This window comes from Pseudomonas baltica (genome assembly GCF_031880315.1).
GTDB lineage: Bacteria > Pseudomonadota > Gammaproteobacteria > Pseudomonadales > Pseudomonadaceae > Aquipseudomonas.
Genome location: NZ_CP134771.1, coordinates 1,762,969 through 1,775,897, shown reverse-complemented (window position 1 = coordinate 1,775,897; position 12,929 = coordinate 1,762,969). Strand labels below are relative to the sequence as shown.

Genomic DNA, 12,929 nt, shown 5'->3' with positions numbered 1-12,929 from the left:
GACCGCATTATCTGCTGTCAGGGCCCGCATGGCTCATGCGCTACGACTGGGCAACCGAGCTTCATCCTGCTGGGCCGACAGCCTGCCCAGCGCCAGTTTGTCGATCGGCCTGCTCATATAGAAGCCTTGCACCTCGTGACAGGCATCGGAGCTCAAGAGCGCCAGTTGCTGCTCGGTCTCTACCCCTTCGGCGGTGACCTTCAAACCCATGGCCTTGCCCAGGTTGATGATCGCCTGTACCACCGCGCGATCGTTGCTGCCCAGGGCCATGGCGGCGATGAAGCGCTTGTCGATCTTGATGCTGTCGAAAGGGTAGGTACGCAGATAGCCGAGAGACGAGTAACCGGTACCGAAATCATCCATGTTCAGGCGCACGCCCAGCTCCTTGAGGGCGTTCATGATGTGCAGGGCATTGTCGATATCGTTGAGCATGACGTTTTCGGTGATCTCCAACTCCAGGCGATGGGCCGGCAGGCCGGTCTGGATCAAGGTCTCGCGTACATCCGCGACCACATCGCTGCGGGAAAACTGCGCGGGCGACAGGTTCACCGAGACCATCAGATCGCCCGGCCAGTGGCGCGCCGTCTCGCAGGCTTCGCGCAGCACCCAGCGGCCGAGGGGCACGATCAGCTCGGTCTGTTCGGCCAAGGGAATGAAGGCATCGGGGCTGATCAGGCCCTCGATCGGATGATCCCAGCGTACCAGTGCCTCGACGGAGACGATGGTCATGCCGTCGAGCTCGTAGCGCGGTTGATAGTGGAGGATGAACTCGTGGTTCTTGACCGCCAGGCGCAGTTCGTTTTCGAGGTGGCGGCGATGCTGGATTTCCTCGTTCATCTGCGCCGAGAAGTAGCGCCAGGTGTTCTTGCCTTCGGCTTTGGCGGCGTACAGGGCGATGTCGGCGCAGCGGATCAGTTCAGTCGGATCCGGCCCCTGCAGATGGCTTTGGGCGATGCCCATGCTGGCGCCGATGTACAACTGTTGATCGCCATGGACGATGGGCTGGCGCATGCTTTCGATCAAGCGCGCACAAAAGCGATCGATCTCCTTGTCGTTGGTCAGGCCGCTGAGCACCATGAGGAATTCGTCCCCGCCCAGGCGCGCCACCAGGTCCTGCTCGCGGGTGGCGTCGCGCAGGCGCTTGGCGACTTCGAGCAACACGGCATCGCCGACGGGGTGGCCGAGGGTATCGTTGATCGGCTTGAAATCGTCCAGATCCAGCAACAGCAAAGTCAGGCCATGGGCATTGCCGTGGTTGCCGGGCGGATGCGACAACCGACCAAGGGCCTCTTCCAGGTGGCGAGCCAGCAAATTGCGGTTGGGCAGACCGGTGAGGGCGTCGTGCATCGACAGGTGCTGGATCTGCGCATGGGCGGCCACTTCGTCGGTGATATCGCTCGCCGTGCCGCGAAACCCCGCTACCTGGCCATCCTGCAGTATCGGCCGAGCCGACACCCGGCAGTAACGTGGTTGCGCACAATGATCTCGGTAAGTGCAGCGCAGATGAGCCGTGTGGGGCTGGCTGTTGCGCAGATCGGCCAGCCAGGTGTCGATCGGCAACGTGTCGCAATGCAGCAGCTGCTCGAGGGGTTTGCCCAGCCAGTCGTCACTGGTAAAGCCGGTCACCGCCACGAATCGCGTCGACAGGTACAGGATCCGGCCTTGCTCATCGGTTTCCCAGATCCAGTCCGAGGCAGCCTCTGCCACCGCGCGAAACCGCTCCTCACTGGCTTCCAGCGCCTGGTTGCTGACTTTCAAAACCCGGTAGTTGGAGTCCATTTGCTGTGAGGTGCGCAAAGCGAACCGGAAGAAGTAACCCAGCAGCAGGCATAGCACCATACCGGCAGCCAATAGGGGAGGGACCACCGACCACAGCAGCTCGTTGCCCGGTCGCGGCTGATCCCAGGTCAGGCGATAGCCGGTGTGGCCCAGATTGAGTTGCGGACGCGACGAGGTCTGCACCCCTGGCGCCTCGATCGCAAGGCCCGTGAGGCCATAGGCTTGACCCAGTTTGAGCAGTTTGGCCGGGGTCAACTGGTCGACGAAAATCATCACCGACAGGGAGGCCGGATCGACCCGCGTGCCGTCGTCACCGGGTTGAATCGCCGCAGCCGTGACCAGCGCCGGCCAGCCATTGAACAGCGCGAAGCGGTCTACTGCCCGGGCCTGTGCGGCGGCATCCTGAGCGGCGTCGATCAGGCTGCCCAGCGAGGTGTCCAGGTACCGCGACAGCGCAACCTCGGTGAGGCGTCCGTTGAGCAGGCCGTATTTGGTGCTCTTGCGGTCGATCACGAACACGCCTTCGTAGCCGTTGCTGATGAACAGCGGATCGCCCAGATTGCGCTCTTTATAGGCCCACTGAGTGTCGGCAATGCCGTTGAGGTGGTCGTAGGCGCTGTCCCAGACGGCAAAGGAGCTGATCAATGCCGCCGACGTCGCAGTGCGGGTTTCCAGGGCCTTTTGGGTATAGAAGTAGCTTTTCTGCAGCTCTTCGCTGTTGAGGTTGCGGGCGATGTTGATCAGGGCGCCCATGCCGAGCAAAAACGCTGCGGCGAACAACAAGCCGATCAATGCCACCAGCGTGCGGGTATGGGGCGTTTGGGGTAGGGCAGGTAAAGACGAATCCGCATTGGTTTTATTCATTATTGTGCTGATCCTTGCGATTGTGCGTTGGATTGACTGACCCTGGCACTTTTGCTTCCTGCAAAGGGCGCCCTGAAGCGTCGGCAGCCCTTGTTCGTAGAGTCTGGTTGTCATACGTAAATGTGTCGAACTCGACGACAAGATGCGCTGAAAAAGCAGACGAGTGGTGGAAGGACCTTTGGTAATAAATTGTCACGTTTGTGGGAATTTGCCCCATTGACCAAAGCGGGTGGTTGCAGGATCAGCGCTGCGAGCACCGCCTCCAATCGGTAGCCAAGTCGGAGATTTAGCCTTGGCGAGTAAAGAAATTCGGCCTTTGGCGTGGAAACCGTTACGCTATGCCGTTGAATTTCCGAACTGCGCCGAGGTAACACCCGTGTTTTCCCAATTTGCCCTGCACGAACGCCTGCTCAAAGCCGTGGCCGAACTGAAATTTGTCGAGCCTACGCCAGTGCAGGTCGCGGCCATTCCGCTCGCGCTGCAAGGCAAGGACCTGCGGGTAACCGCCCAGACCGGCAGCGGCAAGACGGCAGCGTTTGTGCTGCCATTGCTCAATCGCCTGATGGGGCCGGCCCAGGTACGCGTCGATATCCGCGTGCTGATCCTGTTGCCGACGCGCGAACTGGCGCAGCAGACCCTCAAGGAAGTCGAGCGCTTCTCGCAGTTCACCTTCATCAAGGCCGGCCTGATCACCGGCGGTGAGGACTTCAAGGTCCAGGCAGCCATGCTGCGCAAGGTCCCGGACATCCTGATCGGTACCCCGGGCCGCCTGCTGGAGCAACTCAACGCCGGTAACCTGGACCTGAAAAAGGTCGAGGTGATGGTCCTCGACGAAGCCGACCGCATGCTCGACATGGGCTTCTCTGAAGACGTCCAGCGCCTGTGCGACGAAGCTGTCAACCGCCAGCAAACCCTGCTGTTCTCCGCCACCACCGGCGGTGCCGGCCTGCGCGACATGATCGGCAAGGTGCTCAAGGACCCTGAGCACCTGCTGATCAACAACGTCAGCGAGCTGGCCTCGGGCACTCGTCAGCAGATCGTCACTGCCGACCACAATGTGCACAAGGAACAGATCCTCAACTGGCTGCTGGCCAACGAGACCTACCAGAAGGCGATCATCTTTACCAATACCCGGGCCATGGCCGACCGTATCTATGGCCGTCTGGTGGCGCAGGAATACAAGACGTTCGTCTTGCATGGCGAAAAAGATCAGAAGGACCGCAAGCTGGCGATCGACCGCCTCAAGCAGGGCGGCGTGAAGATCCTGGTGGCCACCGATGTCGCGGCCCGTGGCCTGGATGTCGAAGGCCTCGACCTGGTGATCAACTTCGACATGCCCCGCAGTGGTGACGACTACGTGCACCGTATCGGCCGTACGGGCCGGGCTGGCAACGAAGGCCTGGCTGTGTCGTTGATCTGTCATGGCGATTGGAATCTGATGTCGAGCATCGAGCGCTACCTCAAGCAGAGCTTCGAGCGCCGAGTGATCAAAGAGGTCAAAGGCACCTATAGCGGCCCGAAAAAGGTCAAGGCATCAGGCAAGGCCGTCGGCGTGAAAAAGAAGAAGGCCGACGGCAAGAAAGCCGACAAGAAGACTGCCGCCAAGGGCCCGACCAAGCGCAAGACGGTCAATCGTCCGAAAGCCGACCCGTTGGTGAGCGGTGATGGCATGGCGCCGCTCAAGCGCCGCAAGCCAGAGGCTGCGGCCGAGTAAGGCGAGGCCCCGTAGCGAGGGGGCTTGCCCCCGATTGGGCTGATCAGCCATCACGATAGTGCTGGCTCCCCCTTTCGGTGGCTAGCCTGCTCGCTAAGGGCTCTGAAATGAAATGTGGCGATATTTGGTGATTTAAGGCAAGCGCTGCTATGGACATCGGACTATCATCAGTTTGAAGCGCAGCAGTTCTGCCGCTCAGTATCACCCTGAAGGGGGGCTGTATGAGAAATCCACTGTACAACTGGCTCCATGACCTCGCCGTCGCACTCGGCCTGGTGCCTCCACCTTTGCAACCCGTGCCTATTCCCACCGAAGACAAGCGCCGTCAGCCGCCACGCCGCCGCTGAATATATCCAAAGTCCGCACGGCTCTTTCGCGGTATAGCCTTGCTCCCAGAGGTGTGCGCCCACAAGCGGAGCACACAGTGGGAGCAAAGCTTGCTCGCGAAGAGGCCCGCAGGATGCCTTCACCAGCAAGCCCTCACGCTGATCAAAACCGAGGCTTGACCTGCGTCCAGTCAGGTTTGTACTTGCGCATCTGCTTCACATCATCCCGGCTGCGAATCCCGCAGCTCAAGAATTGCTCGTGCAGCTTGCCCAACTGATCGTAATCCAGCTCCAGGCCCAACCCAGGGGTCTTGTTGATCTGCACGGCGCCGTTGACGATCTTCAGCTTGCCGCCCTTGATCACTTCCTCGTCCGGTTCCTGCCACGGGTAGTGGGTATCGCAGGCGTAATCCAGATTCGGCGTCGCCGCCGCCACGTGAGCCATGGCCATCAGGCTGATCGCCAGGTGCGAGTTGGAGTGCATCGACACGCCCAGGCCCCATACGTCGCACATCTTCGCCAACGCCACCGTGTCGCGCAGGCCGCCCCAGTAATGGTGGTCGGCCAGTACGATCTGCACGCTGTTCAATTCCACGCTGCGGCGGAACTCGTCGAAGTCGGTGACCACCATGTTGGTCGCCAGTGGCAGACCGGTGCGCTTGTGCAGCTCGGACATTCCGTCCAGGCCCGGGGTCGGGTCTTCGTAGTACTGCAGGTCGTCGCCCAGCAGCTCGGCCATGCGGATGGCGGTTTCCAGCGACCAGTTGCCATTGGGGTCGATGCGCAGCGGGCAGTTGGGGAAGGCTTTTTTCAGCGCCTTGATGCACGCCACTTCGTGTTCCGGGTCCAGCGCGCCGGCCTTGAGCTTGATGCTCTGGAAGCCGTTCTCGTCGATCATGCGCTTGGCCTGGGCGACGATCTGCGCTTCGCTGAGGGCTTCACCCCAGGAATCCGGCGCGTAGGGGGAGTCGATATGCTGGGCGTACTTGAAGAACAGATAGGCACTGAACGGCACTTCGTCACGGCAGCGGCCACCGAGCAGGTCCACCAGCGGCAGGTTCAGCGAACGTGCTTGCAGATCGAGGAACGCCACTTCGAAGGCCGAATAGGCGTTGCTCACCGCCTTGCTGGCGTGGGAGCCCGGGGCCAGTTCGGCACCGGCCAGGCTGGCGGGCCGATGTTTGGCCACCACGCTTTTGACCACTTCGCGCAGGTGGTTGAGGTTGAACGGATCCAGGCCGATCAGTTCGCCTTTGAGGGCTTCCTGGATCGCCAGTGCCGGCGCATCGCCGTAGCTTTCACCGAGGCCAATGTAGCCGTTGTCGCTTTCGATTTCGATGATCGAGCGCAGTGCATAGGGCTCGTGGATGCCGCTGGCATTGAGCAACGGCGGGTCACGGAAGGCAATCGGGGTGACGGTTACGCGTTTGATTTTCAAGACTCAGCTCCTAAGACTTAGTGAACCATGGCCGGGCCGGCCGGCTGCGAGCCGGCCTTGTCACCCTTGGGTTTGGTGCGCGCGAAGAAGATCACGATGGCGGCCAGCAACGAGGTCGCGGCCAGGCCATACAGGCCACCCTGGATCGACCCGGTTTTCTCTTCCAGAAAGCCGAACACGGTCGGCGCAACGAAACCGCCGAGGTTGCCCAGCGAGTTGATCAGCGCAATCACCGCCGCTGCCACGCGAGCATCCAGGTAGCCCTGCGGAATCGGCCAGAACAGCGCCGATGCCGCCTTGAAGCCGATTGCCGCAAAGCAGATGGCCACGAAGGCGAACACCGGGCCGCCGTAGGTGGAAGCGAACATGCCGATCGCCGCGATCACCAGGCAGGTCGAGACCCAGGCCTGCTGAAACTTGAACTTCGCAGCCAGGGCGGCAAAACCGTACATGGCGATGATCGAGATGATCCACGGAATGGAGTTGAACAGGCCGACTTCGAAGTCGCCCATGTTGCCCATCTTCTTGATCATGCTAGGCAGCCAGAAGGTGGCGCCATAAATGGTCAGGGCAACGGAGAAATAGATAAAGCAGAACAGCGCGATCTGCCGGTCCGCCAGCAAGCGCATCAGCGACGGACGCACAGTGTATTCGGCGTCCTTGAGGCGTTGTTCTTCTTCGATACAGTCGATCAGTGCGGTTTTTTCGGGTTCAGTCAGGTACTTGGCTTCGCTGATATGCGAATCCAGCAGGGCGTAGACGAAAAAGCACAGCACCACCGAAAAGCCGCCCTCGATGATGAACATCCACTGCCAGCCATGCAGGCCCAGACCGGAGACGCTGAGCAGGGCGCCGGTCACAGGCCCTGAGATCACCGAGGCGATGGCCGAGCCGCTGAGGAAGATCGCCATGGCTTTGCCGCGTTCGCTCGAAGGCAGCCACTGGGTGAAGTAGTAAATGATGCCTGGGAAGAAGCCCGCTTCCGCCGCGCCGAGCAAGAAGCGCAGCACGTAGAAGCTAGTCTCGCCCTTGACGAACGCCATGGCCATGGCCACCACGCCCCAGGTCAGCATGATGCGCGCCAGCCAGGCACGGGCGCCGAAGCGTTGCAGCAGCAGGTTGGAAGGTACTTCAAAAATCGCGTAGCCGACGAAGAACAATCCGGCGCCCAAGCCATAGGCGGCCGCGCCGATGCCGAGGTCGGTTTCCATGTGCGTGCGCACGAAGCCGACATTGACGCGGTCGATGTAGTTGACGATGAACATGATCACGAACAGGGGTAATACGTGCATCTTTACTTTCGCCACCGCCGACTTGAGCGTTTCGCTCATCGGGGTGCCGGACACTGCAGACGGAGTCTTCACATTACATCTCCCACGCGGTTGTTTTTTGAGTGCGGGTCAGCGTATGGGTGAGTCAGGGATAGCGGATAACGTGCGGGAGGAGGGGCGTTTGCAGCGGACGTGCGGGTTGGGCGTAGGACATGGTGACACCTGGGCTCGTTTGTTTTTATGTGGCGGAGATTAGCCTGATTTGTCTGTCATCGTACAACTGTGGGAGTGGCGCCGCAATGGCTTTTTGCACTCGTGGCGGGAGGTATGGACTGATGCAAAGAGGGCGATTCGTCGCCAAAGCCCGCGCGCCGATTGGCAAACCCCAGGGTATGCCATCAGCAACGCGCGCTCTGCCGCGAAAAGAGCAGTGGATCGCTAGATCATCTACGGAGGCCATTCATCGCCATAAGGGCTCAGGAGGCCACCCGCGTCCATAACGTAATTGCCTCGGTCGGCTTCCAGCCGATATTGGAGGTGTGTCTCTGGGTGCATTTGTACACGTTGCCCAGATAAGTCACGCGATCGTCCACCTCGTAGAGCTCGCCAGCCTCTATCCACTCTGGCGCTCCTGGAGTGCCCTCAGTGCTGACGTTCAATTCGTTGCTGGCGGGTGAGTACTGCCCGAGTGTGTCGATCGCCTTCACTACATAACGATAAGCAGTGCCAGGTGCCAGGCCGTGGTCAGTGAACTCCAGCGTGCGCTGAGGCAAGCGCGCAACTTCTTCGCCATTACGATCCTTGGGCTACAAGGAGGGCGTTGACTTCAGGCCTGCACCGTGCGGCGCTTGGGCAACGGTATGCCCCGGCCCATAGACTGCGGCAGGTTCCGGAAACAGCTTCAGCAACAGGCCATACAGCAGCGCCGCCAGCCCCAGGGTTACCAGCAAGCTGATATCGATGCCATCCGCCAGATTGCCCAGTGGCCCGACGAATTGCCCCGGCAAGTTGACGAAGCACAAGCCCACCAGCGCGCTCGGGATCCAAGCCCCCAGCCCGCGCCAGTTCCAGCCATGGTTGAACCAATAACGGCCACCGGTCTCGCCGCGCGTGAACACTTGCAGGTCCTGCGGGCAGTACCAGCCGCGGCGCACCAACAGCCCGATGAGCATGATCACCATCCACGGTGTGGTGCAGGTAATGATCAGCACTACGAAGGTCGATACGCTCTGCACCAGGTTGGCGGCGAACCGGCCGATAAAGATGAACGCAATCGACATCGCCCCGATTAGCAGCGTCGCCTTGACCCGCGACAGCACTCGCGGGAACACGCTGGACATGTCCAGGCCCGTGCCATACAGCGCCGTGGTGCCGGTGGACATGCCGCCGATCACCGCCAGCAGGCACACAGGCAGGAAGAACCAGGTCGGCGATACCGCCAGCAAGCCACCCACATAGTTGTTGTTGGTGATGTAGTCCGGCGCCTGCGCCGCGACGATGGTCGCGGTCGCGAGGCCGAATACCGAGGGCAGCAAAGTCGCCAGTTGCGCCAGGATCACCGCACCCAAGATTCGGCTCTTGGCCGTGGTGCGCGGGATATAGCGCGACCAGTCTCCCAGGAAGGCGCCGAAGGAGATCGGGTTGCTCATGGCCACCAGAGAGGCGCCGATGAACGCCGCCCAGAAACCTGCCTGGCCGTGGGCGAGACTGCCGGCGAAGTTGACGTCGAAGCTGGGGGCGAACGCCACGATGCCCAGCAGGAACAGCGCGCTGGCCGTCCATACCGCCACCTTGTTGACCCACAGCATGAAGCGAAAGCCATAGATGCACACGGTCAGCACCAGCAGGGCGAACAGGCCGTAAGTCAGCGCCAGTGACAGATCATTCTCAGGCAGCCCGACCAAGCGCTTGGCGCCGCCGACCAAGGCATCCCCCGAACTCCACACCGACAGCGAGAAGAACGCGATGGCGGTCAACAGCGACAGAAACGAGCCGACGATACGCCCGTGCACGCCGAAATGCGCCCCGGAGGACACCGCGTTGTTGGTGCCGTTGATAGGGCCGAACAGGCCCATGGGCGCCAGAATGACTGCGCCTACCAGCGTGCCTAGCAGGATCGCCGCCAGGCCGGCCTGGAACGACAGCCCGAACAACACGGGGAAGCTGCCCAGCACGGCGGTGGAAAAGGTGTTGGCGCCGCCGAATATCAGTCGGAACAGGTCCAGCGGGGTGGCGGTACGTTGATGGTCCGGAATCTGTTCGACGCCGTTGGTTTCGATTTCATTGATGCGCTGCGCATTTTTATTGTCGTGCATGATCAGCTCCGAGCATGCGGTGGATTGGTGGCAGTGTTTTTTGGGTGGGGCGATTTTTATTAGGTCTGTGGTGAATGGGCCGGCCTCTTCGCGAGCAAGCTATGCTCCCACAGGTGTACGACGTACCACTGTGGGAGCAAGGCTTGCCCGCGAAAGCGATTTCAAGACCGAAAACGATGCATCAGCGGTGCACGACCCCTGGTAGCACGCAGAGCATTTCGTACAGCAGGTTGGCACCCAGCAAGGAGGTATTGCCGGTGGTGTCGTAGGGCGGCGACACTTCCACCAGGTCGCAGCCGACCAGATCCAGGCCCTGGCAACCGCGGATGATCTCGATGCCCTGAATGGTGGTCAGACCGCCGATTTCCGGGGTCCCGGTGCCCGGCGCCCAAGCCGGGTCGATGCCGTCGATATCGAAACTCAGGTACACCGGGCCGTCACCGACCTTGGCGCGCACTTCTTCCATCAGCGGTTTGAGCGACTGGTGCCAGCACTCCTCGGCCTGGACCACGCGGAAACCCTGCTTGCGGCTCCAGTTGAAATCCTCGGCGGTATAGCCCTGGGCACGCAGGCCGATCTGGACCACGCGATCGCAATCCAGCAAGCCTTCCTCGACGGCGCGGCGGAAGGTGGTGCCGTGGGCGATCTTTTCGCCGAACATATGATCGTTGACGTCGGCATGGGCATCGATATGCACCAGTCCGACCTTGCCGTGCTTCTTGTGAATGGCCCGCAGGATCGGCAGGGTGATGGTGTGGTCGCCACCCATGGTCAAGGGGATCACATTATGTTCGAGGATTTCGTCGTAGGCTTCTTCGATGATCCGTACCGAGTCGAGAAGATTGAACGTGTTGATCGCGACGTCGCCGATGTCGGCCACTGACAGCGAATCGAAAGGCGCGGCGCCGGTGGCCATGTTGTAGGGACGGATCATCACCGATTCGGCGCGAATCTCGCGCGGCCCGAAGCGGGTGCCGGGGCGCAGCGAGGTGCCGATGTCCAGTGGAATGCCGACAAAGGCTGCATCCAGACCTGCGGCGCTCTGCAAGTGCGGCAGGCGCAGCATGGTAGCGATACCGCCAAAGCGCGGCATTTCGTTGCCACCCAGGGGTTGGTGATAGATTTTTTCCACGGCTGATATCTCCCATCTCAAGCTTGAGGCCCGTTCAGGAACGGGCACGCATCGCCGGAGTCTGGGCATTGCGGGGAAAGGGAAGAATCGCTGTCGAGAAATACTTAGTTCAGGATTTTCTGAAGTAAACTCCGCCCCGAGGGAGTGCGCTCCTTCCATCGTGTCAGCGCCATTATTGCGGCTGACTCACCGTTATCGGGGGCGAGCCCCCTTGCTAGAGGGGTTGTGATGGGTAACGCGCTGCCGGATCTGAAGCTGCTGCGAATTTTCGTCAGCGTCGTGCGCCATCAGGGGTTCGCCACCGCCCAGCAGGAGCTGAACCTGTCGACCTCGGCGATCAGCACCTACATGAGCCAACTGGAAACCGCGCTGGGGATCGTCCTTTGCCACCGCGGTCGCGGGGGGTTCAGCCTGACCAGCAAAGGCGAGCTGTTCCACCAGGAAACCCTGCGCCTGTTGGCTGAAATGGAAGGCTTCGAGCAATACGCCGCGGCGCTCAAGGGCGAATTGCGCGGTACGCTCAACCTAGGTGTGATCGATTCCACCGTCAACGATCACTCCTTGCCGCTGGCTGAAGCCATTGGTGCCTATAGTCAGGAGCATCCGGCGGTGCACCTGCACCTGTCGGTACTCAGCCCCTATGAATTGCAGCTGGCGGTGCAGGACAATCGCCTCGACCTGGCCATTGGCGCGTTTTCGACGCGTATGAGCGGGCTGGTCTATCAGCCGCTGTATCGCGAACAGCATTGGTTGTACTGCAGCAGCCGCCATCCGCTGTTCAGCGAGCGGCGCATTCCACCACAGGTGATCACCCAGCAACGCATGGTCGGGCGCGGTTACTGGAGCCAGGCGGAGCTGGCGCGTCATGGTTTCAAGCACAGCGCGGCGACGGTCGACAGCATGGAGGCGCAGCTGATTCTGGTGCTCTCCGGCGCCTATGTCGGCTACTTGCCGGAGCACTACGCCCAGCCCTGGGTCGATAAAGGCGATTTGCGCGTGCTGTCGCCAGCGACCTTCGGCTACCAGGCACCCTTTACCTTGATACTGCGCCGTGGCCGCAGCCGCGAGCCCTTGATTCAGACATTCCGTGATCTGCTCAAGACTCAGCTCATTCAGGTCTGACGATGTGTATCGACACCGTCGGCCCTTTCGCGAGCAGAGCTCGCTCCCACAGGTGCTCACGCTCCAGTGATTCGCTTGGTTTTGAATGAAAGTGTCGCCGCGACAAGCGCAATTTGCCCCGACAGGGAGTAGCCTTGTGATCGGCATGGTGCTGGAGTGTTACATGAGGTCTGGTTTTATTCTGGTCATTGCGACCTTCGCCTGTTTCACCCTGGCTCAGGCCCACGCTGTAGAAGCGCCTGAAGGGCCGGTGCTGCCCGTGCCGCAGAGCCCGACCGCGGCGGCCGCAACCCCTTATCCGCAGGTCTCGACACAGGCAGTGTTGACTGGCAGCCCGCTCACTGACAGCCAGCCAGCATTGCCACCGATACAAGTGCCGACGCCACCTGCCCGCGAAGCCGCCAGTACCCCGGATACCGGGGAGGATGCCAACAAGAGCAAGCCACCTGGGGGCTGATGTCGTCAGTACTGGCCTGCTCGGTCAGTGCATTTCCCGGATCACGACACCCGCTGCCCATCCGCCATGCGCAAGCGCTTGGACATCGATACCGCCAACACGCGGATGATCTTGGCGCCCACCTTGGGCACATCGTTGAGCATTTTTTCCAGCGAGTCCTTGCCCAGGTTCAACAGCTTGCAGTCCTGCGCGGCGATACAGCTGGCCGAACGCCGTTCGCCATCGAGCACCGCCATCTCGCCGAATGCGCGGCCTTTGCGCAAGGTTGCCACTTCCACTTGCTTGCCTTCGCTGTCGGTCTTCTGGATCGACACCTGGCCATAGTGAATGATGCACATGAAAGTGCCGGCATCGCCTTCGCGAAAGATCGCTTGATCCTTGGCGACGTCGACGATGCTGAAATAGCCCGAGGCTACCTTCAGGTCGTCAGGATGAATCTGCACGAACATGCCGCAGTCCATCAGCATGTCGCGAATTTCGTTGTTCAGGTAGGTCGGATCAGGCATGGCAT

At 61.0% G+C, this 12,929-nt stretch carries 11 protein-coding genes; 4 read left to right on the top strand and 7 right to left on the bottom strand.

Annotated features, from left to right (window positions below; genetic code table 11):
* Positions 1 to 33 precede the first annotated feature (33 nt).
* Entirely contained in the window at positions 34 to 2,643 is a 2,610-nt protein-coding gene (locus REH34_RS07765) for an EAL domain-containing protein (RefSeq protein WP_311971295.1), read from the bottom strand.
* Positions 2,644 to 3,019: 376 nt separating this feature from the next.
* Here REH34_RS07765 and REH34_RS07760 point away from each other — a divergent pair, with 376 nt between their 5' ends.
* Both REH34_RS07760 and REH34_RS07755 read left to right on the top strand, forming a co-directional pair.
* Complete coding sequence (locus REH34_RS07760; RefSeq protein WP_311971294.1) at positions 3,020 to 4,357, top strand: DEAD/DEAH box helicase; 1,338 nt, start codon at positions 3,020 to 3,022, stop codon at positions 4,355 to 4,357.
* Positions 4,358 to 4,578: 221 nt separating this feature from the next.
* Complete coding sequence (locus tag REH34_RS07755; RefSeq protein ID WP_260524817.1) at positions 4,579 to 4,704, top strand: PA1414 family protein; 126 nt, start codon at positions 4,579 to 4,581, stop codon at positions 4,702 to 4,704.
* A gap of 142 nt (positions 4,705 to 4,846) precedes the next feature.
* Here REH34_RS07755 and REH34_RS07750 read toward each other — a convergent pair whose 3' ends face one another.
* From REH34_RS07750 to speB, 5 genes are all read right to left on the bottom strand, one after another.
* Positions 4,847 to 6,121 (bottom strand): glucarate dehydratase family protein, encoded by a 1,275-nt coding sequence (locus REH34_RS07750; protein ID WP_226505133.1) that lies wholly within the window; start codon positions 6,119 to 6,121, stop codon positions 4,847 to 4,849.
* Positions 6,122 to 6,138: 17 nt separating this feature from the next.
* A complete protein-coding gene (locus tag REH34_RS07745) occupies positions 6,139 to 7,452 on the bottom strand; it encodes an MFS transporter (protein WP_311972058.1) in 1,314 nt (437 codons plus the stop codon).
* A gap of 416 nt (positions 7,453 to 7,868) precedes the next feature.
* On the bottom strand, positions 7,869 to 8,165 hold the full coding sequence (locus tag REH34_RS07740) for a carbohydrate-binding protein (protein ID WP_311971293.1): 297 nt from the start codon (positions 8,163 to 8,165) through the stop codon (positions 7,869 to 7,871).
* Positions 8,166 to 8,198: 33 nt separating this feature from the next.
* Positions 8,199 to 9,707 (bottom strand): cytosine permease, encoded by a 1,509-nt coding sequence (locus REH34_RS07735; protein ID WP_226505135.1) that lies wholly within the window; start codon positions 9,705 to 9,707, stop codon positions 8,199 to 8,201.
* Between the two features lie 181 nt (positions 9,708 to 9,888).
* Positions 9,889 to 10,839 (bottom strand): agmatinase, encoded by a 951-nt coding sequence (gene speB, locus REH34_RS07730; RefSeq protein WP_226505136.1) that lies wholly within the window; start codon positions 10,837 to 10,839, stop codon positions 9,889 to 9,891.
* Positions 10,840 to 11,067: 228 nt separating this feature from the next.
* Here speB and REH34_RS07725 point away from each other — a divergent pair, with 228 nt between their 5' ends.
* Together REH34_RS07725 and REH34_RS07720 are read left to right on the top strand one after the other, a co-directional pair.
* On the top strand, positions 11,068 to 11,961 hold the full coding sequence (locus REH34_RS07725) for a LysR family transcriptional regulator (protein ID WP_226505333.1): 894 nt from the start codon (positions 11,068 to 11,070) through the stop codon (positions 11,959 to 11,961).
* A 163-nt stretch (positions 11,962 to 12,124) separates the two neighbouring features.
* Complete coding sequence (locus REH34_RS07720; RefSeq protein ID WP_226505137.1) at positions 12,125 to 12,418, top strand: hypothetical protein; 294 nt, start codon at positions 12,125 to 12,127, stop codon at positions 12,416 to 12,418.
* 41 nt (positions 12,419 to 12,459) lie between these two features.
* Here REH34_RS07720 and REH34_RS07715 read toward each other — a convergent pair whose 3' ends face one another.
* Positions 12,460 to 12,924 carry a Crp/Fnr family transcriptional regulator gene (locus REH34_RS07715; protein ID WP_226505138.1) on the bottom strand — a complete coding sequence of 155 codons (465 nt, stop codon included), beginning with the start codon at positions 12,922 to 12,924 and terminating at the stop codon, positions 12,460 to 12,462.
* Between the last annotated feature and the right edge of the window lie 5 nt (positions 12,925 to 12,929).